Origin of the sequence: Streptomyces wedmorensis (assembly GCF_000716445.1) — a bacterium.
In the GTDB taxonomy this organism is placed as follows: Bacteria; Actinomycetota; Actinomycetes; order Streptomycetales; family Streptomycetaceae; genus Streptomyces; species Streptomyces wedmorensis.
Genome location: NZ_JNWK01000005.1, coordinates 323,803 through 346,708, shown reverse-complemented (window position 1 = coordinate 346,708; position 22,906 = coordinate 323,803). Strand labels below are relative to the sequence as shown.

Genomic DNA, 22,906 nt, shown 5'->3' with positions numbered 1-22,906 from the left:
CGGATGATCCCCGGAGAGATCCTGTACGGGGACGGCCCCGTGACCCTCAACGAGGGACGCCCCGTCACCCGCCTCACCGTGCTCAACGCCGCCGACCGGCCCGTCCAGGTCGGCTCCCACTACCACTTCGCCGAGGTCAACCCCGGCCTCGCGTTCGACCGTGCCGCCGCGCACGGGCAGCGGCTGCACATCGCCGCCGGAACCGCCGTCCGCTTCGAGCCCGGCATTCCCGTCGAGGTCGAGCTCGTGCCCCTGGCCGGCCGGCGGATCGTGCCCGGCCTGCGCGGCGAGACCGCCGGCCCCCTCGACGCCACCGCACCGGACAAGGACGGCGACCGTGCCTGACCTCCACCGCGCCGTATACGCGGACCTGTTCGGCCCCACGACCGGCGACCGCATCCGCCTCGCCGACACCGACCTCCTCGTCGAGATCGAGGAGGACCGCTGCGGCGGCCCCGGCCGCGCCGGCGAGGAGGCCGTCTTCGGCGGCGGCAAGGTCGTACGGGAATCGATGGGTCAGGCGCGGACCACCCGCGCCGAAGGCGCCCCCGACACGGTGATCACCGGCGCGGTGGTCATCGACCACTGGGGCGTCGTCAAGGCCGACATCGGCATCAGGGACGGCCGGATCACCGCCCTCGGCAAGGCCGGCAACCCCGACACCATGGACGGCGTCCACCCCGGCCTCGTCATCGGTCCCGAGACCGAGATCATCGTCGGCAACGGACGGATCGTCACCGCCGGAGCCGTCGACGCCCACGTCCACTTCATCTCGCCGACCGTCGTCGAACAGGCCCTCGCCACCGGCGTCACCACCCTCGTCGGCGGCGGCACCGGACCGGCCGAGGGCACCAAGGCGACCACGATCACACCCGGCCCCTGGCACACGGCCCGGATGTTCGAGGCCCTGGACACCTTCCCCGTCAACATCGGCCTGCTCGGCAAGGGCAACACGATGTCCCGGGAGGCCATGCGCTCCCAACTGCGGGGCGGCGCACTCGGGTTCAAGATCCACGAGGACTGGGGGGCCACCCCCGCCGTCATCGACGCCTGCCTGGCCGTCTGCGAGGAGACCGGCGCCCAACTCGCCATCCACACCGACACCCTGAACGAGGCCGGTTTCGTCGGCGACACCCTCGCCGCCATCGCGGGCCGCACCGTCCACGCGTACCACACGGAGGGTGCCGGCGGCGGGCACGCCCCCGACATCATCACGGTCGTCTCGGAGCCGTACATCCTGCCGAGCTCGACCAACCCGACCCGGCCGCACACCGTCAACACCATCGAGGAACACCTCGACATGCTGATGGTCTGCCACCACCTCAACCCGGCCGTCCCCGAGGACCTCGCCTTCGCGGAGTCGCGCATCCGGCCCTCGACCATCGCCGCCGAGGACGTCCTCCACGACCTGGGCGCCATCTCGATCATCTCCTCCGACTCCCAGGCCATGGGTCGGATCGGCGAGGTGATCATGCGCACCTGGCAGACCGCCCACGTCATGAAGAAGCGGCGCGGCGCCCTGCCCGGCGACGGCCGCGCCGACAACCACCGGGCCCGCCGCTACGTCGCCAAGTACACGATCAACCCGGCCGTCGCCCAGGGCATGGACCACCTCATCGGCTCGGTCGAGCCCGGCAAACTCGCCGACCTCGTGCTGTGGGAGCCGGCCTTCTTCGGAGTGAAGCCGCTCGTCGTCGTCAAGGGCGGCCAGATCGCGTACGCGCAGATGGGCGACGCCAACGCCTCCATTCCGACGCCCCAGCCGGTCCTGCCCCGCCCGATGTTCGGCGCGCTCGGCCGCGCCGCCGCGGCCGGCTCGGTCAACTTCGTCGCCGAGGCGGCGATCGAGGACGACCTGCCCCGCAGGCTCGGGCTGCACAAGGAGTTCAGCGCCATCCGCTCGACCCGGCGCGTCACCAAGGCCGACATGCGCGAGAACGACGCCCTGCCCCGGGTCGAGGTCGACGCCGACACCTTCTCGGTGACCATCGACGGCGAGCCGGTCGAACCGGCACCCGCCGTCGAACTGCCCATGGCCCAGCGTTACTTCCTCTTCTGATGTCACGCTCGGCCCTTCTCGTGCTCGCCGACGGGCGGTTCCCCGCCGGCGGGCACGCCCACTCCGGCGGCGCCGAGGCCGCCGTGCGCGCCGGCCGCATCACGGACGCCGCCGGCCTCGAGTCCTTCTGCCGGGGCAGGCTGCACACCACGGGCCTGACCTCGGCCGCCCTCGCCGCCGGGGCCGCGCACGGACTCGACCCGCACGGACTCGACGCGGCCGCCGACGCCCGCACCCCCTCACCCGCCCTGCGCGATGCCGCCCGCAGGCTCGGCCGCCAGCTGATGCGGGCCGCCCGCGCCACCTGGCCGTGCCCCGAACTGGACGCGCTCGCGGCCGCCTTCCCGCGCGGCGCCCACCAGCCCGTCGTCCTCGGCGCCGCGGCCCGGGCCGCCGGACTCGGGCCCGAGGACGCCGCGCACTGCGTCGCGTACGAGACCGTCGGCGGACCGGCGACCGCCGTCGTACGCCTCCTCGGCCTCGACCCCTACCAGGCCACCGCCGTCCTCGCCCGCCTCGCACCCGAGATGGACCGGGTCGCCGAGCGCGCGGCCGCCGCCGCCCGGCAGGGCGTCGACGCGCTGCCCGCCGCGTCCGCCCCGCTGCTCGACATCACGGCAGAACAGCACGCCGCCTGGCCCGTCCGCCTCTTCGCGTCCTGACCACCGCCCCCAGCCCCGACCGACCGGAGCCGACCCATGCACCTCGACCACGGCCACACCCACCACGGCGCCGTCTCCGCCGACGCCCACCGCCCCGACGGCACCCGCCGCGCCCTGCGCATCGGGCTCGGCGGCCCCGTCGGCTCCGGCAAGACCGCGACCGTCGCCGCCCTGTGCCGGGTGCTGCGCGACGCGTTCTCCCTCGCCGTCGTCACCAACGACATCTACACCCGAGAGGACGCCGAGTTCCTGCTCCGCAACGCGGTCCTGCCCCCGGAGCGGATCAGGGCCGTGGAGACCGGAGCCTGCCCGCACACGGCCATCCGCGACGACATCTCCGCCAACCTCGAGGCCGTCGAGGAACTGGAGGACGCCGTCGGCCCGCTCGACCTGATCCTCGTCGAGTCCGGCGGCGACAACCTCACCGCCACCTTCTCCAAGGGGCTCGTCGACGCACAGATCTTCGTCATCGACGTGGCCGGCGGCGACGACATCCCGCGCAAGGGCGGTCCCGGCGTCACCACCGCCGACCTCCTCGTCGTCAACAAGACCGACCTCGCCCCGCACGTCGGCTCCGACCTGGAACGGATGGCCCGCGACGCCGAGGAGCAGCGGGGCGAACTCCCCGTCGCCTTCACGTCGCTGCGCGCGGAGAACGGCATCGGCCCCGTCGCCGACTGGGTCCTGGCCCGACTCGGGGCCTGGACCGCGTGAGCCTGCGCGCCACCGCCCGGATCACCGCCGACGCCGACGGGGGACTGCCGCTGCTCGTCGGCGACGGCCCCCTCGCCCTGCGCCGCACCCGGGCCCAGGGGCCGTACACCAGGGTCACCGTCGTCGGGGCGATGAGCGCCCCGCTCGGCGGTGACCGGCTCGCGATCGAGGCCGAAGTACGGGACGGGGCCCGGCTCCTGGTCGACGCGGCCGCCGCCACCCTCGCCCTGCCGGGCCGGAGCACCGAGCCCGCCGCGTACGACGTCCGGATCTCCGTCGGCGAGGAGGGCGTGCTCCGCTGGCTGCCCGAGCAGCTGGTCTCCGTCCACGGTTCGGAGCTGCGGATGCGGACGACGGTCGAACTCGCCGCCACGGCCCGGCTCGTCCTGCGCGAGGAGCAGATCCTCGGCCGGCACGGCGAACCGTCCGGCACCCTCGTCACCCGGCTCACCGTCCGCCGCGCCGGACGTCCGCTGCTCGACCAGGAGCTGGCCTTCGGCCCGGGTGCCCCCGGCGGCTGGGACGGCGGCGCGGTCCTCGGCGGCCACCGGGCCACCGGTCAACTCCTCGTCGTCGATCCCGCGTTCGCGGTGAAGCCGGTGGACGCCCGGCCGATCGGGGAGCACGCCGTGGTCACCCCGCTCGCCGGGCCCGCGGCCCTCGTCACGGCCGTCGCTCCCGACGCCCTCGTGCTCCGCAGGCTGCTCGACGCGGCCCTGGCCGACCTCGCCCCCTGCTGACCGGCTCCGACACCGCACCGCTCAGCGGTACACACCTCTCCGGTTATTGGTTCGGCAAAGAAACACACGTTCGGTCTTTCATCGTGTGCCCCAGGAACGAAAGGATCCAGCGGACAACCCGATACGCGGCGCCGCCACGGGGGTGGCGCCCACCCTGGGGGAGGACCTTTGAGACGTACAGCCATGCTCGGCTCGGCGGGCACGCTGATAGCCGGCACGCTGGTCGCGGGCGCGATCGCCGCCCCGGCGGCGAACGCCGACAGCCGGCACCTGCGCGACGCGGAGTCGATCGGCGTCGCCGTCGCCGCCGCGCGTGCCGCCCAGGCGGGCATCGACTGGCAGGACTGCCCCGCCGACTGGGGCCTGGAGAAGCCGATCCAGTGCGGCTGGGTCACCGTCCCGGTCGACTACGCCAAGCCCAACGGCAAGAAGATCAAGATCGCGGTCGACCGCATCAACGCCACCGGCACTCCCGCCGAGCGTCAGGGCGCCCTGCTCTACAACCCGGGCGGCCCCGGCGGCTCCGGCATGCGCTTCCCGCGCCGGGTCACCACCAAGAACAAGATCTGGGCGGGCGCCGCCAAGGCCTACGACTTCGTGGGCTTCGACCCGCGCGGTGTCGGCCACTCGGCCCCCATCTCCTGTGTCGACCCGACCGAGTTCGTCAAGGGCCCCAAGCTCGACCCGGTCCCGGACAGCGAGGCCGACAAGCTGGCGCAGCGCAAGCTCGCCGCCGAGTACGCCAAGGGCTGCGCCGAGAAGAGCGGCGACATGCTGCCCTTCATGACCACGCCCAACACCGCGCGTGACCTCGACGTCATCCGGGCCGCCCTCGGCGAGAAGAAGCTGAACTTCGTCGGCGTCTCGTACGGCACCTACCTCGGCGCGGTCTACGGCACCCTGTTCCCGACGCACGTCCGCCGCATGGTCCTGGACAGCGTCGTGAACCCGTCGACCCGCTCCATCTGGTACGAGGCCAACCTCGGCCAGGACATCGCCTTCGAGGGCCGGCTGACGGACTGGATGACCTGGGTCGCCCAGCACGACGCCACCTACCACCTCGGCGACACCCTCGACGAGGTCCGGCAGCAGTGGAACACCCTCCGCGCCGACGCCAAGAAGGCGCCCCTCGGAGGCAAGGTCGGCCCCGCCGAACTCATCGGCTTCTTCCAGAACGCCCCGTACTACGACTCCATGTGGGCCCCGGTGGCCGAGGCGTGGAGCGCGTACGCCGCGGGCGACCCGCAGCCGCTGATCGACAACGCGGCCGCGGACCTCACGGACACCGCCGGCAACATCGCCTCGGAGAACGGCAACGCCGTCTACACCGCGGTCGAGTGCGCCGACGCCCCCTGGCCGACCAGCTGGAAGAAGTGGGACCGGGACAACTCCCGCCTCCACGAGCAGTACCCGTTCATGACCTGGGCCAACGCGTGGATGAACCTGCCCTGCGCGACCTGGTCGGCCCCGCGCCAGCGCCCGACCGTGGTGAAGACGAACAAGGGCCTTCCGCCCGTGCTCATCACCCAGTCCGAGCGCGACGCGGCCACCCCGTACGAGGGCGCCGTCGAGCTGCACAAGCGCTTCAAGGGCTCGCGCCTGATCACGGAGAAGGACGCCGGTTCGCACGGCATCACCAGCCTGGTCAACCCGTGCCTGAACCCCAAGGTCGAGGACTACCTGCTGACCGGCAGGCTCGACGCCACGGACCAGACGTGCGCCCCGCACGCCACCCCGCAGCCGTAGTACCCGGCACAGCGGGATGAGGGAGGGGCGGCCGTCCGACGGCCGCCCCTCCCGTCGTCCCGGCTACCGCGCGGAGGACGCCAGCCAGGCGTCCTCCGCCGCGTAGTCGAAGAAGTCCACCCCGTACTTCGCGAGACCCGGGAACGCCTCCCGCCAGTCCCGGTCCGCCAGATGACCTGCCAGCCACTCGACCGTCTCCGGCAGCGACCCGGCGTACGACACCACCGGCCGGTACCCCAACTCCCGCTCCGCGGCCGTCATGTCGTAGACGACGGGGTGCTCCGCGGTCCACGGGGTGAGCCCGACGAGGCCCTCCGGCGGCGCGCCCCCGATCAGCACCGTCTCGCTCTCCACGCCCATGACCGCGTCGATCGCGGCCCCGATCCCGGCCACCGTCGGCGCCTCGGGGTCGGCGCCGTTCAGCACCCGGCTGCCCGGATTCGACGCGGCGAGGCGGACGAGCTCGGCGAGGTTGTCCACGTGGACCGGGTGGAACCGCGAGGCACCGTCGTACGCCAGCGGGCGCACCGAGCGCCCGTCGAGCGCCCGCTTGACGAACCACAGCTCGCGCGGCCCCGGACAGTACGGCCCGTGGATGGCGCCCGCCCGCAGCAGCGTCGCCGGCAGCGCGTCGCCCGCGGCGAGCAACTCCCGCTCCAGGGCCACCTTCCGCGTGCTGTACGTGCCGTCGCCGGGCGCGACCGTCCGCCAGTCCTCCGCCACCGGCACCGGGAACGCGGGGAAGCCGTCCGGCCGGTCCTGGGTGTCGAAGCTGCGGCCCTCGGCGTCCTCGTAGACCGCGCCGCTCGACACCACGACCGCCGAACCGATCCGGCCGGCGAGCCCGGTCAACTGCCGCCCGTGCGCGCCGTCGTAGGCGACGATGTCCACGAGCACGTCACAGCCGTCGCCGAGCGCCGCCGCGAGCGCCCCCTCCTCGGTCCGGTCGAGCCGAGCCGTCCGGACCTCCTCGGGCCACCTCGCGTCCCTGCCGCCGCCCCGCGAGGCGGCCGTCACCTCCCACCCGTCCGCGGCGAGGGCCCGCACGGCCGCCCGCCCCACCTGTCCCGACGCACCCAGCACGAAAGCGTTTCCCTTGGTCATGGGTGCGACGCTACGGCCGCCGGGACCGGCGGCCCAGGCGATTGCGCCGTGCGCGGATCCGCCGTCAGCGTTCCCGGCGGGGGAACTTTCGCGGGGCTCCGCCGTCGGAGGCCTCCGCGGCCTTCACCACCGCCGCGTAGTCGTCGACGTACTCCTGCCCCGACAGGCGCAGGATCTCGTACATGATCTCGTCCGTCACCGCGCGGACCACCGCCCGCTCGTCCGCCGAACCCGCGAAGCGGGAGAAGTCCAGCGGCGCCCCGAACCGGATGGTGACCCGGCGGATCCTCGGCACGACCTTGCCCGGAGGCTGGATCTCGAACGTGCCGACCATCGCGCACGGCACCACCGGAACACCGGCCGTCAGCGCCATCACGGCCACCCCCACCTTCCCCTTGTAGAGCCGCCCGTCGTGCGAGCGGGTCCCCTCCGGATAGATGCCGAGCAGCTCGCCCTTCGCCAGCACGCCGAGCCCCTCGCGGATCGCCGCCTGGCCGGCCTCCTTCCCGGACCGGTCCACCGGGATCTGCCCGGCGGCCCGGAAGAACGCGGCTGTCAACCGCCCCTTGAGCCCCGGGCCCGTGAAGTACTCCTGCTTCGCGAGGAAGGTGATCCGCCGGTCGAGTACCACCGGCATCAGGAAGTGGTCGGAGAAGGAGAGGTGATTGCCCGCGACGATCGCCGCGCCCTCCTCCGGGATGTGCTCGAGCCCCTCGATCCGCGGCCGGAACAGCAGCTTGAGGAGCGGTCCGAGCAGTACGTGCTTCATCAGGTGGTAGAACATCCGTGACCCCCGTTCGTCGTCCGTCAAGCCCGTTGTATCCGTGCGCGCGCCCGTGGTCCACTGGTGGGGGAGCGTCACATGACAGGCGAGCGCGGAGCCGGGCGCCCCGGCCGCGCCCTCACGGCGCTCCTGTGCGCGGTGACGGCGGCCGGGCTGTACGGCTGCTCCGACTCCGGCCCGCCGGAGCCGAGCCCCGTGCCGACTACCGCGCCCGCCACGACGTCCGCGCCCGCCACGACGTCCGCCGCACCCACCGGCCGCTCGCCCTTCACCGGGCTGCCCGCGCGCCCCGCGCCCGTCCTCGCCGTGAAGCTCGACAACGTGCCGGCCGCCCGCCCCCACACGGGCCTCGGCGCCGCCGACCTCGTCTACGTCGAACAGGTCGAAGGCGGTGTCACCCGGCTCCTGGTCGTCTACTCCTCCCGCCTTCCCGACCTCACCGGACCCGTCCGCAGCGCCCGCGAGTCGGACATCGCGCTGCTGGGCGACTTCGGACGGCCCGCCCTCGCCTACTCGGGAGCCCAGTCAGCCCTGAACCCCCTCCTGGAAGCCGCGCCCCTCGACCTCGTCACGGAGGGCAGCGCGCCCCAGGCCTTCCGGCGCTCCGCGGACCGCCCCGCCCCGCACAACCTCTACCTGCGTCCGGCACGCGCCCTCGCCGCCGCTCCGGGGGCCGCCGACGCCCGGGACATCGGATTCCGCTTCGGGCCCGCGCCGGCCGGCGGCACCACGGTCGAGTCCTCGACCGTCCGCTACCCGGCGGCCCGCTACACCTTCACCTGGTCCGCCGCCGACCGCGCCTGGCGCGTGGCCATGGACGGCCGCGAGGCCCGCGCCACCGACACCGGACCCGTGAGGCCCGCCACCGTCGTCGTCCAGCGCGTCACCGTCCGCCCGTCCCGCTTCCATGACCGGTTCGGCGCGGTCTCGCCGTACAGCGAGACCGTCGGCAGCGGCACCGCGCTCGTCCTGCGCGACGGCCGCGCGCACGAGGCCCGCTGGTCCCGCCCCACGGCCGCCTCCGGCACTGCCTTCACCACCCCGTCCGGCGCACCGCTCGCCTTCGCCCCAGGCCAGGTATGGGTGCTGCTCGCACCGCGCGCCTGAGGGGTGTCCCGCCGGTCGGGCGGGCTCGCGGCGACGGAGACACCCCTGGACGGTCAGGGCCGCGTCGGGCCGCCGGGGCGTTCCGGTGGGCGGGGCCGGGGGCGGGGCGCGGACGGCACCGCGCTGTCCGACGCGGTCATCCCGATCGTGGCCACGATCAGCACCACCACACCGAACCAGAGCCAGCCGCTGCTGCCGAGCGCCACCGTGTAGGCCGTCGTGAGCACCAGCGCCGCGCAGGTGAGCACCGCCATCGTCTTCGTGGGACCGGTCATCGATCCGCCTCCTCCCGACCCGGGCCGTGGAAGCCGTCCCTGCCATCGTGACCCCGTGAGAGGGGCGCGCGCTACTCCCCGGACGCGCCGGCGTGCGCTGAAAAGCGAACCCTCCCCGTGCGGACATCCAGCCGGAGACGCGAACCGGGTCCGGCGCCGGAGACGGCACCGGACCCGGAAGCGGTCCGCGGGGGAGTCGGTGACGGGGTCAGCGGCTCCGGAGCGAGGCCAGGTACGCGTTGTACGCCTCCAGCTCCTTGTCCCCGTCACGGTCGGCGGCCCGGTCCTTGCGGACGGCCTGCCGCTGCTCGGAGTGGTACCACTGGTAGACCAGGGCGATCAGGACGATCACCGACGGGATCTCGCTGAACGCCCAGGCGATGCCGCCCGCCGCGTTCTGGTCGGCGAGCGCGTCGATGCCGAGCGAGGCCGGCGGGTTGCTGTACGCCTTCACCAGCGGCTCGGAGGCCATCATCATCGCGATGCCGAAGAACGCGTGGAACGGCATGCCTGCGAAGAGCTCCAGCATCCGCATCACGTAGCCCGGCCGGTGCGGGCCGGGGTCGACGCCCATGATCGGCCAGAAGAAGACCAGGCCCACCATCAGGAAGTGCACCATCATGCCGATGTGCCCGGCCTTCGAACCCATCAGGAAGTCGAAGAGCGGCGAGAAGTACAGCGCGTACAGGCTCGCGATGAACATCGAGATCGTGAACGCCGGGTGCGTGATCACCTTCATGTACCGGCTGTGCAGCAACTTCAGGAGCAGCTCGCGCGGCCCGAGCGAGCCGCGGCCGGCCACCGGGAGCGCGCGCAGCGCGAGCGTCACCGGCGCGCCGAGCAGCAGCAGGATCGGCGACAGCATGGAGATGACCATGTGCTGCACCATGTGCACACTGAACATGACCATGCCGTAGTCGTTGAGCTTGGTGCACATGACGAGGGCGACGGTCAGCACGCCGACGACGAAGAACACGGTCCGGCTCACCGGCCACGCGTCCCCGCGCCGCCGCAGCCGCGCCACCGCCCAGCCGTACAGACCGAGTGCCGTCAGGCAGCCGATCAGGAAGAAGAGGTCGGGAGAGAACTCCAGGCCCCGCCCCAGCGTGAACGGCGGCATGTCCGTGGTCATGCCGTGTCCGCTGTGATCCATCGTGTGCACTCCTGGAGCCCGATTCGCGCTTGTTGTCCGCACCAGACTAGAACCGCCCCCGGTCGCGGCCGCGACCGGGGGCGGGTGTCACGCGGTGGCGTCGCTCAGAGCACGCACTCGGCCTCGGCGTACCGGTCGGCCGGGACCGTCTTGAGGGTCTCCACGGCCTGGGCCAGCGGAACCATCGTGATCTCGGTGCCGCGCAGTGCGGTCAGCATGCCGAACTCGCCGCGGTGCGCCGCCTCGACCGCGTGCCAGCCGAAGCGGGTCGCGAGGACGCGGTCGTACGCGGTGGGGGTGCCGCCGCGCTGGACGTGACCCAGGATCACCGGGCGGGCCTCCTTGCCGAGGCGCCGCTCCAGCTCCACGGAGAGCTGGTTGGCGATCCCGGTGAAGCGCTCGTGGCCGTAGATGTCGGTACCCGCGGTCTTGAAGTCCATCGAGCCCTCACGCGGCTTCGCGCCCTCGGCGACGACCACGATCGCGAACCGCTTGCCGGCCTCGAAGCGCTCGCCGACCCGGGCGGTCAGCTCGTCGATGTCGAAGGGGCGTTCGGGGACGACCACGGCGTGCGCGCCGGCGGCCATGCCGGAGTGCAGCGCTATCCAGCCGGTGTGGCGGCCCATGACCTCGACGACGAGGACCCGCTGGTGCGACTCGGCGGTGGTCTTCAGCCGGTCGAGGGCCTCGGTGGCCACGGTGACGGCGGTGTCGAAGCCGAAGGTGACGTCGGTGGAGGCGATGTCGTTGTCGATGGTCTTCGGGACGCCGACGATCGGGAGACCGGCCTCGGAGAGCAGGTTCGCCGCCTTCAGGGTGCCCTCGCCGCCGATCGGGATGATCGCGTCGAGTCCCAGGTCCGCGACGTGCCCCTTGGCGCGCTCGACGCCGCCGACCAGGTGCGCGGGCTGGACCCGCGAGGAGCCCAGTATGGTGCCGCCCCGGGCGAGGATGCCGCCGACCGCGTCGAGGTCGAGCTTCCGGTAGTCGCATTCCAGGAGGCCCCGCCACCCGTCGTGGAAGCCGATGACCTCGTCGCCGTGGTCGACGACGGCGCGGTGCACGACGGAACGGATGACAGCGTTCAGACCGGGGCAGTCTCCGCCGGAGGTGAGCACGCCAATGCGCATAGCCCAAAAACCTTTGCAACGTGGGCCGACTCCCGGACCACGTCGTCCGGCTGGATCCCCGCCACCCTATCGCCGCGGGATGGCGGGGCCGAACCGGATGTCCGCACAGTGGACAACGTACCTTCGTACGAGGGACCCCGTGCGGCGCTCGCGGTGACTCAGGCGGGCTGGGTCGCCGCCGCGATGCGCTCGGCGCGCAGCGCCTCGTACCACCGGTCGTCGGTCGGCGGCAGCGCGTTCACGTCGAGGGCCAGCTTCAGGAGCAGGTCCGCGATCTGCGGGTTCCTCGCCATGACGGGGCCGTGCATGTACGTACCGAAGACGGTGTCGTTGTACGCGCCCTCGGTGCCGTCGCCGGTGCCGTTGCCGTTGCCGAAGACGGTCCGGGCGAACGGCCTGGCCGTCGGGCCGAGATGGGTGATGCCCTGGTGGTTCTCGAAGCCCGTCAGCTGGGGGAGGCCCAGGCGCGGGTCGATGTCCGCGAGGACGTCGCCGACGCAGCGGGCGCCCTCGCCGCGGGTGGTGGTGACGTCGAGCAGGCCGAGGCCCGGCTGCCGCTCGCCGACGTCGTTGATGAACTCGTGGCCCAGGATCTGGTAGCCGGCGCAGACCGAGAAGATGATCGCGCCGTTGGAGGCGGCCCGGGGCAGACCGCCGTCGCGGAGCAGCCGCTCGGCCGCGAGCCGCTGCGGCCGGTCCTCGCCGCCACCGATCAGATAGATGTCGCCGGAGGTCGGGATCGGCTGGTCGCTGCGGACGTCGACGCGCTCGACGTGGAGACCGCGCTGCTCGGCGCGGCGCTGGACGACGAGGACGTTGCCCTGGTCGCCGTAGGTGCTGAGCAGGTCCGGGTAGACCCAGACCAGGCGCAGGCTGCTGTCACTCATGCTGCAAGTCCTCTACGGGTCAGTTGCCGACGCGGCGGCGGACGTCCTGGAACGCGGTGTAGTTGGCGATCAGCTCGATCTGCCCGGGCGGGGCCATGGTGACGGCCTCGTCCAGCGTCTCGCAGACGCGGAAGTCGACACCCGCGACCTCCAGGCGGACCGCCAGGTCGAGCCGGCGGTCGCCGATCACCATGATCGGGTGGCCGGCGAGCCGGCCGTAGTCCACGTCCCACAGCCAGGAGGTGTCCGTGCCGTCGGCGCCGCGGGCGTTGACGGAGAGGATCACCGGGGCGGGCGGCCCGTCGATGAGGGAAAACGTTTCGAGCCAGCCCGCCGGGTTCTTCGCGAGCAGCAGACGCAGGTCGCGGCCCTGGAAGGAGACCACGTCGTAGCGTCCGGCGACGGCCTGCACCTGGTACATCCGCTCCAGCGCGACCTGCGGCGGCACGCCGAAGACGGCGGCGACGGCGGCCGAGGTGGCGGCATTCGCCTTGTTGGCGCGGCCGGGCAGCTGGAGGCGGATCGGCCAGGCCGAACCGTGCGGGTCGAGGACGTGGTCGCCGCTGAGCGCCCAGCTGGGCGCGGGGCGGCGGAAGCCGCACTCGCCGCAGAACCAGTCGTCGCCGGGGCGCTGCATCACACCGCCGCAGGCGGGGCACGACCAGGCGTCGTCCTTCCACTCCTGGCCCGCGGCGACCCACACCACGTTCGGGGAGGAGGAGGCGGCCCACACGATGAGCGGGTCGTCGGCGTTGGCGACGACCACGGCCTTGGTGCCGTTGAGGCCCTCGCGCCACTTCTCGGCGAGCATCCGGGTCTCGGCGGCGCGGTCGAGCTGGTCGCGCGAGAGGTTGAGCAGTGCGATCACCTTGGGCGTGGTGTCCCGGGCGACGCCGGCGAGGTACTTCTCGTCGACCTCGATGACTCCGTACTTGGACTCCGAGCCGCCGGCCAGCGCCGAGGTGATGCCCGCGGGCATGTTGGCGCCGAGGGCGTTGGAGACCACGGGTCCGGCGGCCCGCAGGGCCTCCGCGATCAGCCGGGTCGTGGTCGTCTTGCCGTTGGTCGCCGACACCAGGACGACGTCCAGATGCTGTGCGAGCCGACCGAGCAGGTCCGGGTCGAGCTTCAGCGCCACCTTGCCGCCGATCACCGATCCGCTGCCGCGTCCCGCCGCACGCGACACCGCGGCCGCGGCCCTGCCCGCCGTCACGGCCAGCTTGGCACGCGGCGACAGCGGCTCTGGATTACCGGGGTGTCCTGACATCGTTCTTGTTCCTCCTTGCGTCGGTCCGGGCTCAGCCTATCGAGATCCGGCCAGCAGCCCGAACAGCGGCACCGTCGAGCGGCCGCCCGAAACCGGGAGGTCACGGGGACCGTACCCTTACGGCCATGCGAAACCGGCCCATCCCCGGCAGTTCCGGCCTCGTCCGAGCGATGACTCTCCTCGGCGACCCCGTGCTGCACTCTCCCTGCGCGCCCGTCACCGACTTCGGACCCGAACTGGCCCGGCTCGTGGAGGACATGTTCGCCACGATGTACGCGGCGAACGGCGTGGGCCTGGCGGCGAACCAGGTCGGCGTGGGCCTGCGGGTCTTCGTGTACGACTGCCCCGACGACGAGGAGACCCGCCACCTCGGCCACGTGGTGAACCCGCGCCTGGTCGAGGCGGACGGCGACGTGATCAGGGGGCCGGAGGGCTGCCTCTCGCTCCCCGGCCTCGAGGCGCCGACGCCTCGGTACGACCGCGCAGTGGTGGAGGGCGTACGCCTCGACGGGACCCCGATACGCGTCGAGGGCACGGGGTTCTTCGCCCGCTGCCTCCAGCACGAGACCGACCACCTCGACGGCGGGGTCTACGCCGACCACGTCACGGGGTGGCGGAAGTCACGTCTGCTGCGCACGATCCGCAAGCAGTCGTGGGGCGGCAAGGCGTCCGTGCTGGAGGCCTGACCGGCCCGACCGTGCCCGGGGAGGCGCGGCCGGAGCCCGGGGGAGGCACGGCCGGAGCCCGGCCCGTACGTCAGGTCCAGGGTCCGCCGGAGCGGCCGGGAGGCCGGCCGTTCGTCATCTCGTGCCGCTCGGAGCGGTCAGAAGCCCGGCCCGCCCGGGAGGTCGTCGGCTTCGGCCAGGCGGCCCCACAGCAAGGCGGCCAGGCTCTTGACCAGGTCCGCGCGGGAGCAGGGGCGCTCGCCGAGCCACCAGTCGCCGGCGGCGTGCATCATGCCGACGATGCCGTGGCCCCAGATGCGGGCCTGGACCTCGGCGGCGGGGCCGAGGTCGACGCGCTCGGCGATGACCTGGCCGAGCTCCTCGCCCATGCGGCGCAGCAGCGGGGCCGAGTGGCGGCCGACGTCGAAGCCCTGCTCGGCCTGGTGCGACTCGTCCGCCGGGTGCATGAGGAAGCGGTAGACCTGGGGCATCGCCTCGATGGAGGCGAGGTAGGTGTCGAGGGTGGCCTCGACGCGGCGACGGCGGTCGGCGGGGGCGTCGAGCGAGGCCCGGAGCGAGGCGAGCAGCGCGTCCGTGTGCCGGGTGGCGAGGGCGCGGTACAGGCCGCCCTTGTCGCCGAAGTGGCGGTAGAGGATGGGCTTGGTGATGCCGGCCTCCGCCGCGATCGCGTTCATGGACGCCTTGGGGCCGTCGCGGAGCACCACCCGGTCCGCCGCCTCCAGCAGTTCGCGGCGCCGCTGTTCGGCGGGCGCCTGCCGGTCGGTGGTCCGGTGTGCGATGTCCATAAGCGTGTCTCCCCGCCCGTGCGATTCCGTGAGGCTGTCGCAACGTAACACCCGGCCGGGATCCGGTGTCGGTCGGGCCGAAGTGCTCCGCTGCTGGTTGACAGCCCCTACCCGTCGGTAACAGACTGCTGTTACCGCAAGTAACGTACCGCTGGGAGGGCACATGGGCGAGTTCACGCTCGAACTCAACGAGGACCAGAAGCAGGTCCGCGACTGGCTGCACGGCTTCGCCGCCGATGTGATGCGCCCCGCGGCCGCCGAATGGGACGAGCGTGAGGAGACTCCCTGGCCGATCATCCAGGAAGCGGCGAAGCTCGGCATCTACTCCCTGGACTTCTACGCCCAGCAGTTCTTCGACCCCACCGGCCTCGGCATCCCGATGGCGATGGAGGAGCTCTTCTGGGGCGACGCCGGCATCGCCCTCTCCATCGTCGGCACCGGCCTCGCCGCCGTCGGCGTCCTCGCCAACGGTACCGAGGAGCAGATCGGCACCTGGGTCCCGCAGATGTACGGCGACGCGAACGACGTCAAGGTCGCCGCCTTCTGCTCCTCCGAGCCCGACGCCGGCTCGGACGTCGCCTCGATGCGCACCCGGGCCGTCTACGACGAGGCCAAGGACGAGTGGGTGCTCAACGGCACCAAGACCTGGGCGACCAACGGCGGCATCGCCAACGTCCACGTCGTCGTCGCCGTGGTCGACCCGGAGCTCGGCTCCAAGGGCCACGCCTCCTTCATCGTGCCGCCGAACACCCCCGGTCTGTCCCAGGGCCAGAAGTTCCAGAAGCACGGCATCCGCGCCTCCCACACCGCCGAGGTCGTCCTGGAGGACGTCCGCGTCCCCGGCCACTGCCTCCTCGGCGGCAAGGAGAAGCTGGACGACCGCCTCGCCCGGGCCCGCGAGAAGGCGAAGAGCGGCGAGCGGGTCAAGAACGCCGCCATGGCCACCTTCGAGGCCTCCCGCCCGGCCGTCGGCGCCATGGCCGTCGGCACGGCCCGCGCCGCGTACGAGGTCGCACTCGACTACGCCAAGACCCGCGTCCAGTTCGGCCGCCCGATCATCGAGAACCAGGGCGTCGCCTTCCAGCTCGCCGACATGGCCACCCAGATCGACGCCGCCCGCCTCCTCGTCTGGCGCGCCTCCTGGATGGCCACCGCCGGCAAGCCCTTCACGGCCGCCGAGGGCTCCATGTCCAAGCTGTACGCCAGCGAGGTCGCCAAGACGGTCACCGCCCAGGCCATCCAGATCCTCGGCGGCAACGGCTACACCCGTGAGTACCCGGTCGAGCGGATGCACCGCGACGCCGCCATCTACACGATCTTCGAGGGCACCAGCGAGATCCAGCGCATGGTGATCAGCCGCGCGCTGGCCAAGTAGCCGCCGGCTCACACGACGCAGAACTCGTTTCCCTCCGGGTCCTGGAGGACGACCGCGTAGTAGTCCATGCCGTTCGGCTCGTCCATCGTGTACAGCACGGTGGCGCCGAGGGCCGTCAGGCGGGCCACCTCGCCGTCCACGCGTGCGCGGCGGAGGGCGAGGGGGGCCTCGCGGCCGCCGCCGACCTTGAGGTCGAGGTGGACGCGGTTCTTGACCGTCTTGGGCTCCGGGACGCGCTGGAACCAGACGCGGGGGCCCACGCCCTTCGGGTCGACGATGGACTCCGGGAGCTCTCCGGCGTCCTCGCCGAGCTCCTCCTCGGGAACGCCGACGGCCTCCCAGTACGCCCGCCAGGTCGCGTGCCCGGCGGGCGGGGGGTCGGGGACGTACCGCAGGGCGTCCAGCCAGAAGGGCACCAGCCGCTGGGGATCGGCGCAGTCGATGGTCAGCTGCAGGGTCAGCTCGGGTCGCTCCATGCGGCGAGCCTCGCAGACGCCACCGACAACGGCGCGGAGGGTGCGAGAGCAGGCGGTTTCGCGCCAACAGGCCAGATCCGGTCTGCTGTTCGACCCCGGCTACCCGTGCGTTGCTTCCTGAGGAACAATCACCAGGCCAGTGACGATCAAGGGGGAACCGATCATGGCCACCACCACCGGTACCGACGCGCCCGTACTGCCGGGAAACCCGCTGCTCGGCTCCATGTTCGACCTCAAGAACGACGCGCTGGGCACCTTCCTGCGCGCCCAGCGCGAACTCGGCGACGTCGTCCGGATCACCGCCGGCCCGCCCGGGCTCCGCGCCAACGTCTACGGCGTCTTCTCCGCCGAAGGGGCACAGCAGGTCCTCGCCGGGGAATCGGCCAACTTCCGCAAGGACAACGCCTTCTACCAGGAGATCCGCGAGTCCTTCGGCAACGGCCTGCTCACCAGCCAGGACGAGGACTACCTCCGCCAGCGCCGGCTCGTCCAGCCTCTCTTCACCAAGCGCCGCGTCGACGGCTACGCCGCGGCCGTCGCCACCGAGGTCGCCACCCTCACCGACGAGTGGCGGGACCGCGGGGCCGGAACCGTCGACGTCCTCCACGAGATGACCAGGCTCGCGCTGCGTGCCGTCGCCCGCATCCTCTTCGGCACGGACGTCGACGCGGCCGTCGAGATCGTCGAGCGCAGCTTCCCCGAGCTCGCCGCCTACGTGCTGAGCCGCGGCTACGCCCCGGTCAAGGTCCCCCGCGACTGGCCCACCCCCGCCAACCGCAAGGCGGCCACCGTCCACGAGGCGCTCTACCAGGTCTGCGACCGCATCATCGCCGAGCGGCGCGCCTCGGACCGGGCCCCCGGCGACGGCGACGACCTGCTCACCCTCCTCGTCGAGGCGGAGAGCGCCGAGGACGGCAGCTTCGACGCCACCGAGCTCCGCGAGCAGGTCCTCGTCTTCCTGCTCGCCGGGCACGAGACCACCGCCACCTCCCTCGGCTTCGCCCTCCACCTGCTCGGCAAGCACCCGGAGGCCCTGAAGCGGGCCCACGAGGAGGTCGACCGGGTCCTCGCCGGCCGGGTCCCCGACGCCGCCGATCTGGACGCGCTGCCCTACGTCACCCGGGTCCTCAAGGAGACCATGCGGCTCTTCCCCGCGGCCCCGGCCGTCGGGCGCCGCGCCGTCGCCACCACCGTCGTCGACGGCGTCACCATCCCGGCCGGCGCGGACGTCATCGTCGCCTCCTACGTCACCCACCGGCACCCCGCCTACTGGGAGGACGCGGAGCGCTTCGACCCGGACCGCTTCACGCCCGAGGCGGAGGCGGCCCGCCCCCGGTACGCCTGGTACCCCTTCGGCGGCGGCCCGCGCGCCTGCATCGGACAGCACTTCTCGATGCTGGAGTCGGTGATCGCCCTGGCGATGATGCTCCAGAAGTACGACTTCGAGGCGGTCGACACCGAGGTGCCCGTCGGCTCCGCGATCACGCTCTTCGCGAAGGGTCCGGTCCGCTGCCGCCTGGTGCCCAGGACGGTGTAGCCCCCGGGGACGACAGCGGCCCGGCCCCACCGCGTACGGGGGCCGGGCCGCTCGTGTTCCGCTACGGCCGGGTCGCGACGACCGCCGTCGCCCACCACTCGTCCGAGGTGACGACCTTCGGCACCAGGCCCGCCGCGGACATCACCGCGACGGCCGACTCCGCCTGCCGCTCGCTCGTCTCCACGAACAGGTGCCCGCCCGGCGCCAGCCACTCCGGCGCCTCGGCGGCGACCCGCCGCAGCACGTCGAGGCCGTCCGAACCGCCGTCCAGCGTGATGTGCGGCTCGTGGTCACGGGCCTCGGGCGGCAGCAGCCCGATCTCCTCCGTCGGTACGTACGGCACGTTGGCGACCAGGATCCCGACCCGGCCCCTCAGCTCCCCGGGCAGCGGTGCGAAGAGGTCGCCCTCGTACACCCGGCCACCGCGCGGCTCGACGTTCCGCCGGGCGCAGCGCACGGCCGCCGGCTCGATGTCCGAGGCGTGCACCTCCGCGCCCGGCACCCGGTCGAGGAGCACGGCGCCCGCCGCGCCCGAGCCGCAGCACAGGTCGACGCAGACGGCCCCCGGCCGGGCCAGCTCCACCGCGTGGCCGACGAGGAACTCCGTACGGCGCCGGGGCACGAAGACGCCGCCGTCGACCTCGATCCGCAGCCCGGCGAACTCGGCCCAGCCCACGATGTGCTCCAGCGGCAGGCCCGCGGCCCGCCGCTCGACCATCGCGTCGAGCTCGGCGGGGTCTGCCGCCGCCGCGAGCAGCATCTCCGCCTCCTCCTCGGCGAAGACGCAGCCCGCGGCCCGCAGCCGCTCGACGACCCCCGTGCCGGTCCCCGTGTCAGACAAGCTGGGCCTCGATCGCCGCCACGACCTCCGGGGCGTCCGGCTCGGTGCGCGGGCGGAAGCGGGTGACCGCGCCGTCGCGGCCGATGAGGAACTTCTCGAAGTTCCACTGCACGTCGCCGGCCTCGCCCTCGGCGTCGGCGATCTTCACCAGCTCCGAGTAGAGGGGGTGGCGGCCGTCGCCGTTGACGTCCGTCTTCTCCAGGAGCGGGAAGGAGACGCCGTACGTCGCCGAGCAGAAGGTGGCGATCTCGTCGGCGCTGCCGGGCTCCTGGCCCGCGAACTGGTTGCAGGGCACACCGAGCACGGTGAAGCCGCGCTCGCCGTACTCCTTCTGCAGCCGCTCCAGACCCGCGTACTGCGGGGTCAGGCCGCACTTGGAGGCCACGTTCACGACCAGGACCGCGCGGTCCCGGTAGTCGGCGAGGGAGACCGGCTCGCCGGTCAGGCTCTTCAGCGGAATGTCGTACAGACTCATGGACTGCTCCTCGTCGGAATGAGGTTTGATCTCAACATGGGAGACGAACCACTGGCAATCGACATCGATTCCGCACCGGAGGAGGGACCGCGCCGGGTCCACTGCAGGCTCTGCGGCCGCACCCTCACCGGCGCGGACTCCCGCCGTACGGGCCTGGGCCCCACGTGCGACGCCAAACTGCACCCTCCGGCCCAGGACATCCGCACCCGCCGCCACGAGGTGGCGCAGGACCCGCTGCCGGGCCTGGACCCGTCAGCCGGCTGACGCGACCAGCTCGGAGTACGCCACCCACCGCTCCTCGGGCGTGAGGGCGAGCAGAGCCACCTTGGGCGCCAGGAGCGGGTCGGCATGCCCGGCGACCCGGTCCACCGCGTGCTCGACGAGCCAGGCCTGAAGGCCGGGCAGGAGCGCCTCGCCGTCCGTGTTCCAGGGCAGGACGCAGGGATCGTCCCGGAGCAGTTCGTCGATCCGGTACGCCACCCAGTCGCCGAGGTGCGCGTCCTCGGTCCCGCCCCGGGGCGCGGCCGCCCAGACGTCCAGCAAGGGCCCCGTCGAACCGTGGACGTCCACGCACAGCTCCCAGACGGCCCCGACGCCGTACACGGGCTTCGGGTTGGCGAGCGTCTCCCGCCACCACGCGTCGAGGAAGCCCTCGATCGCCTCCGCCTGCTCGGACGGCCAATCCCGCCAGGCGGTGCGACCGAGTCCGGTGGGCAGGTACCCCATCCCGGAGAAGCGGCCGCCGGCGACGAACGTGAAGAACTCGGGCAGGAGCCGCCGGAGCACGGCGGGATGGTCCGGGAAGTGATCGGGGGCCTTGTGGAACAGCGTTCGCACCAGCTCGTCACCGAGAGGCGCGCGAGGGACCGCGAGCAGCGCCAGTTCCTCCTCGCGGTAGCACCGGAGGCACCCGTCGGGACTCGCGGTCATACCGCCGAAGACGGTCTCCACCCGGCGAAGTGCCGCGGCGAGCGTGGGAGAGGGCGGGGCCGAGGAGGACATGGCATCGGTCCTGACAGGGACTCCACCGGATCGGCGCCCGGCGAAGATCACGACGCTACCAGGCGACAATTCGATCGCCCAGGGGAAATTCGGGTCGGCACAGTGGGCCGCGATGAGATCGAAACCCGAGCAACCGGAGTCCTGAACATGTCGACCCTGCGCGTGACCGCCGAAGTCCTGACCGTCCATCCGCACCCCAACGCCGACGCACTGGAGCTGGCGCAGGTGGGGCTCTACCGGGCCGTCGTGGCCAAGGGGGCCTACAAGACGGGCGATGCGGCCGTCTACATCCCCGAGCAGGCCGTGCTGCCCGCGGGTCTGATCGAGGAGCTGGGACTGACCGGACGGCTCGCCGGCGGGAACGCGGACCGGGTCAAGGCGGTACGGCTCCGCGGGGAGCTGTCGCAGGGGATCGTCTGCCGCCCGGGGGCGCTCGCGGGAGACGACCTGGAGCGGGCGGCGGCCGAGGGCACCGACTTCGCGGAGCGGCTCGGGATCGTGAAGTGGGTGCCGCCGATACCGCCGACCATGAGCGGCGACGTGGAGGTCGCGCCCGACCTGCTGCCCTGGGTCGACATCGAGAACCTCCAGCGCTACCCGCACGTCTTCGAGCCCGGCGAACCCGTCGTCCTCACCGAGAAGCTCCACGGCACCGCCTGCCTGCTCACCTACGGCGCCGAGGACGGCCGCGTGCAGGTGTCCTCCAAGGGGTTCGGGTCCAAGGGCCTCGCCCTCCAGGAGGACCCGCGCAACCTGTACTGGCGCGCCGTCCACGGGCACGGCCTGGCCGCCGTCGCCGAGCGGCTGGCGAAACGCCTCGGGGCGCGCCGGGTCGGTCTCTTCGGCGAGGTGTACGGCTCCGGGGTCCAGGACCTCGCCTACGGCGCCGACGCCCGCTCCGAGAGCGTCGGATACGCGCTCTTCGACGTGTCCGCCGAGATCGACGGCGAGGTCCGCTGGCTGGACCCGGCCGAGGTCCTGGAGCCGGGTGAGGTGCCGCTCGTACCGCGGCTGTACACGGGCCCGTACGACCTGGACACGGTCCTCGCCCACGCGAGCGGACGGGAGACCGTCTCGGGCCGGGAGGCGCACCTGCGAGAGGGCGTCGTCATCCGGCCGGTGACCGAGCGGTACAGCCCGGTCACCGGCGGCCGCGCCATCGCCAAGGCGGTCAGCCCGGCCTACCTGACCCGCAAGGGCGCCACCGAGTACGAGTGACCGGAAGGGCTACAGCTTCCTGAACAGGCCCTCCTGGACCACCGACACCAGGAGCCGGCCCTCACGGTCGTAGATCCGGCCCCGCGCGAGTCCCCGGCCGCCCGTGGCGATCGGGGACTCCTGGTCGTAGAGGAACCACTCGTCCGCGCGGAACGGGCGGTGGAACCACATCGCGTGGTCGAGCGAGGCCATGTCGAAGCCCCGCGGCCCCCACAGCGGCTCGACCGGGATGCGCACCGCGTCCAGGAGGGTCATGTCCGAGGCGTAGGTCAGGGCGCAGGTGTGGACCAGCGGGTCGTCGCCCAGCGGCCCCACGGCCCGCATCCACACCGCGGAGCGCGGGTCCGCGTCCTTGACCTCCTCCTGGGTCCAGCGCAGCCGGTCCACATAGCGGATGTCGAAGGGCTGGCGGCGGGCCATCCGCTCCAGCGCCTCCGGCAGCGCGCCCAGGTGCTCGCGGATCTCGTCCGCGAGGTTCGGCAGGGTCTCCGGGTCGGTCAGGTGGCGCGGCGGCAGCTGGTGCTCGAGGCCCGACTCCTCCGGCTTGTGGAAGGAGGCCGTCAGATTGAAGATCGTCCGCCCCTCCTGGATCGCGGTGACCCGGCGGGTCGTGAACGACCGGCCGTCGCGCACCCGCTCCACCTGGTACACGATCGGCACGCCCGGCCTGCCCGGGCGCAGGAAGTAGGCGTGCAGCGAGTGCACCGGCCGGTCGCCCTCGGTGGTGCGGCCGGCCGCCACCAGGGCCTGCCCGGCGACCTGCCCGCCGAAGACCCGCTGCAGCGACTCCTGCGGGCTGCGCCCGCGGAAGATGTTGACCTCGATCTGCTCCAGGTCGAGCAGATCCACGAGCCTGTCGGCGGGATTGGTCACGGTGGCGACT

Annotated in this window: 25 protein-coding genes; 12 read left to right on the top strand and 13 right to left on the bottom strand. The window is 72.8% G+C overall.

Translation table 11 applies throughout. From position 1 onward, the window contains the following. Positions 1 to 3: 3 nt before the first annotated feature. The 6 genes from OO54_RS06000 to OO54_RS05975 all read left to right on the top strand — a co-directional run bounded on the left by OO54_RS06000 (position 4) and on the right by OO54_RS05975 (position 5,921). Positions 4 to 345, top strand: a complete 342-nt coding sequence (locus OO54_RS06000) for an urease subunit beta (RefSeq protein ID WP_033201784.1) — start codon at positions 4 to 6, stop codon at positions 343 to 345. After that, entirely contained in the window at positions 338 to 2,059 is a 1,722-nt protein-coding gene (locus OO54_RS05995) for an urease subunit alpha (protein WP_033201783.1), read from the top strand. The genes OO54_RS06000 and OO54_RS05995 overlap by 8 nt, the downstream gene beginning before the upstream one ends. After that, a complete protein-coding gene (locus tag OO54_RS05990) occupies positions 2,059 to 2,721 on the top strand; it encodes an urease accessory protein UreF (protein ID WP_033201782.1) in 663 nt (220 codons plus the stop codon). The genes OO54_RS05995 and OO54_RS05990 overlap by 1 nt, the downstream gene beginning before the upstream one ends. Positions 2,722 to 2,757: 36 nt before the next feature. Further along, a complete protein-coding gene (gene ureG / locus OO54_RS05985; RefSeq protein ID WP_033201781.1) occupies positions 2,758 to 3,435 on the top strand; it encodes an urease accessory protein UreG in 678 nt (225 codons plus the stop codon). Then, a complete protein-coding gene (locus OO54_RS05980) occupies positions 3,432 to 4,175 on the top strand; it encodes an urease accessory protein UreD (protein WP_033201780.1) in 744 nt (247 codons plus the stop codon). Before ureG ends, OO54_RS05980 begins: the two co-directional genes overlap by 4 nt. Positions 4,176 to 4,343: 168 nt before the next feature. Beyond that, complete coding sequence (locus tag OO54_RS05975; protein WP_017241407.1) at positions 4,344 to 5,921, top strand: alpha/beta hydrolase; 1,578 nt, start codon at positions 4,344 to 4,346, stop codon at positions 5,919 to 5,921. A gap of 63 nt (positions 5,922 to 5,984) precedes the next feature. On the opposite strand, the gene OO54_RS05970 is transcribed toward OO54_RS05975, so the two are convergent. Together OO54_RS05970 and OO54_RS05965 are read right to left on the bottom strand one after the other, a co-directional pair. Next, positions 5,985 to 7,025 carry an NAD-dependent epimerase/dehydratase family protein gene (locus OO54_RS05970; protein ID WP_033201778.1) on the bottom strand — a complete coding sequence of 347 codons (1,041 nt, stop codon included), beginning with the start codon at positions 7,023 to 7,025 and terminating at the stop codon, positions 5,985 to 5,987. A gap of 64 nt (positions 7,026 to 7,089) precedes the next feature. Next, positions 7,090 to 7,809: a lysophospholipid acyltransferase family protein gene (locus OO54_RS05965; protein ID WP_033201777.1), complete on the bottom strand. Its 720-nt coding sequence runs from the start codon at positions 7,807 to 7,809 to the stop codon at positions 7,090 to 7,092. A 78-nt stretch (positions 7,810 to 7,887) separates the two neighbouring features. Here OO54_RS05965 and OO54_RS05960 point away from each other — a divergent pair, with 78 nt between their 5' ends. Then, the gene (locus OO54_RS05960) at positions 7,888 to 8,916 is read left to right on the top strand and encodes a DUF3048 domain-containing protein (protein ID WP_033201776.1); all 1,029 of its coding nucleotides are present in this window, start codon (positions 7,888 to 7,890) and stop codon (positions 8,914 to 8,916) included. A 53-nt stretch (positions 8,917 to 8,969) separates the two neighbouring features. Here the strand turns inward: OO54_RS05960 and OO54_RS05955 are convergent, their stop codons facing one another. The 5 genes from OO54_RS05955 to OO54_RS05935 form a co-directional block, all read right to left on the bottom strand. Next, positions 8,970 to 9,191: a hypothetical protein gene (locus OO54_RS05955; protein WP_033201775.1), complete on the bottom strand. Its 222-nt coding sequence runs from the start codon at positions 9,189 to 9,191 to the stop codon at positions 8,970 to 8,972. 208 nt (positions 9,192 to 9,399) lie between these two features. Then, positions 9,400 to 10,344 carry a cytochrome c oxidase assembly protein gene (locus OO54_RS05950; protein WP_033201774.1) on the bottom strand — a complete coding sequence of 315 codons (945 nt, stop codon included), beginning with the start codon at positions 10,342 to 10,344 and terminating at the stop codon, positions 9,400 to 9,402. 104 nt (positions 10,345 to 10,448) lie between these two features. Beyond that, positions 10,449 to 11,474 (bottom strand): 6-phosphofructokinase, encoded by a 1,026-nt coding sequence (locus tag OO54_RS05945; RefSeq protein WP_033201773.1) that lies wholly within the window; start codon positions 11,472 to 11,474, stop codon positions 10,449 to 10,451. 158 nt (positions 11,475 to 11,632) lie between these two features. Beyond that, positions 11,633 to 12,361, bottom strand: coding sequence for a type 1 glutamine amidotransferase (locus OO54_RS05940; RefSeq protein ID WP_017241400.1), 729 nt, complete (start codon positions 12,359 to 12,361; stop codon positions 11,633 to 11,635). Between the two features lie 19 nt (positions 12,362 to 12,380). Then, positions 12,381 to 13,628 carry a Mur ligase family protein gene (locus OO54_RS05935; RefSeq protein ID WP_017241399.1) on the bottom strand — a complete coding sequence of 416 codons (1,248 nt, stop codon included), beginning with the start codon at positions 13,626 to 13,628 and terminating at the stop codon, positions 12,381 to 12,383. Between the two features lie 125 nt (positions 13,629 to 13,753). Here OO54_RS05935 and def point away from each other — a divergent pair, with 125 nt between their 5' ends. Beyond that, complete coding sequence (def, locus tag OO54_RS05930) at positions 13,754 to 14,314, top strand: peptide deformylase (RefSeq protein WP_033201772.1); 561 nt, start codon at positions 13,754 to 13,756, stop codon at positions 14,312 to 14,314. 137 nt (positions 14,315 to 14,451) lie between these two features. On the opposite strand, the gene OO54_RS05925 is transcribed toward def, so the two are convergent. Next, the gene (locus OO54_RS05925; protein ID WP_033201771.1) at positions 14,452 to 15,099 is read right to left on the bottom strand and encodes a TetR/AcrR family transcriptional regulator; all 648 of its coding nucleotides are present in this window, start codon (positions 15,097 to 15,099) and stop codon (positions 14,452 to 14,454) included. Between the two features lie 163 nt (positions 15,100 to 15,262). Here OO54_RS05925 and OO54_RS05920 point away from each other — a divergent pair, with 163 nt between their 5' ends. Continuing rightward, on the top strand, positions 15,263 to 16,474 hold the full coding sequence (locus OO54_RS05920) for an acyl-CoA dehydrogenase family protein (protein WP_033201770.1): 1,212 nt from the start codon (positions 15,263 to 15,265) through the stop codon (positions 16,472 to 16,474). 8 nt (positions 16,475 to 16,482) lie between these two features. On the opposite strand, the gene OO54_RS05915 is transcribed toward OO54_RS05920, so the two are convergent. Beyond that, positions 16,483 to 16,950 (bottom strand): VOC family protein, encoded by a 468-nt coding sequence (locus tag OO54_RS05915; RefSeq protein ID WP_033201769.1) that lies wholly within the window; start codon positions 16,948 to 16,950, stop codon positions 16,483 to 16,485. A gap of 163 nt (positions 16,951 to 17,113) precedes the next feature. On the opposite strand from OO54_RS05915, the gene OO54_RS05910 reads away from it, so the two are divergent. Further along, on the top strand, positions 17,114 to 18,487 hold the full coding sequence (locus OO54_RS05910; RefSeq protein ID WP_033201907.1) for a cytochrome P450: 1,374 nt from the start codon (positions 17,114 to 17,116) through the stop codon (positions 18,485 to 18,487). Positions 18,488 to 18,548: 61 nt separating this feature from the next. Here the strand turns inward: OO54_RS05910 and OO54_RS05905 are convergent, their stop codons facing one another. Then, positions 18,549 to 19,328, bottom strand: a complete 780-nt coding sequence (locus OO54_RS05905) for a putative protein N(5)-glutamine methyltransferase (protein WP_033201768.1) — start codon at positions 19,326 to 19,328, stop codon at positions 18,549 to 18,551. Next, positions 19,321 to 19,803, bottom strand: a complete 483-nt coding sequence (locus tag OO54_RS05900) for a glutathione peroxidase (protein ID WP_033201767.1) — start codon at positions 19,801 to 19,803, stop codon at positions 19,321 to 19,323. Before OO54_RS05900 ends, OO54_RS05905 begins: the two co-directional genes overlap by 8 nt. 36 nt (positions 19,804 to 19,839) lie before the next feature. Between OO54_RS05900 and OO54_RS05895 the strand changes: the two genes are divergently transcribed. After that, entirely contained in the window at positions 19,840 to 20,067 is a 228-nt protein-coding gene (locus tag OO54_RS05895; RefSeq protein WP_033201766.1) for a DUF6011 domain-containing protein, read from the top strand. Here the strand turns inward: OO54_RS05895 and OO54_RS05890 are convergent. After that, the gene (locus tag OO54_RS05890; protein ID WP_033201765.1) at positions 20,056 to 20,805 is read right to left on the bottom strand and encodes a hypothetical protein; all 750 of its coding nucleotides are present in this window, start codon (positions 20,803 to 20,805) and stop codon (positions 20,056 to 20,058) included. The two genes, OO54_RS05895 and OO54_RS05890, sit on opposite strands and share 12 nt — an antisense overlap. A gap of 147 nt (positions 20,806 to 20,952) precedes the next feature. On the opposite strand from OO54_RS05890, the gene OO54_RS05885 reads away from it, so the two are divergent. Continuing rightward, positions 20,953 to 22,023 carry an RNA ligase (ATP) gene (locus tag OO54_RS05885; RefSeq protein WP_033201764.1) on the top strand — a complete coding sequence of 357 codons (1,071 nt, stop codon included), beginning with the start codon at positions 20,953 to 20,955 and terminating at the stop codon, positions 22,021 to 22,023. Between the two features lie 9 nt (positions 22,024 to 22,032). Here the strand turns inward: OO54_RS05885 and OO54_RS05880 are convergent, their stop codons facing one another. Further along, positions 22,033 to 22,896 carry an acyl-CoA thioesterase gene (locus tag OO54_RS05880; RefSeq protein WP_033201763.1) on the bottom strand — a complete coding sequence of 288 codons (864 nt, stop codon included), beginning with the start codon at positions 22,894 to 22,896 and terminating at the stop codon, positions 22,033 to 22,035. Positions 22,897 to 22,906: the final 10 nt, after the last annotated feature.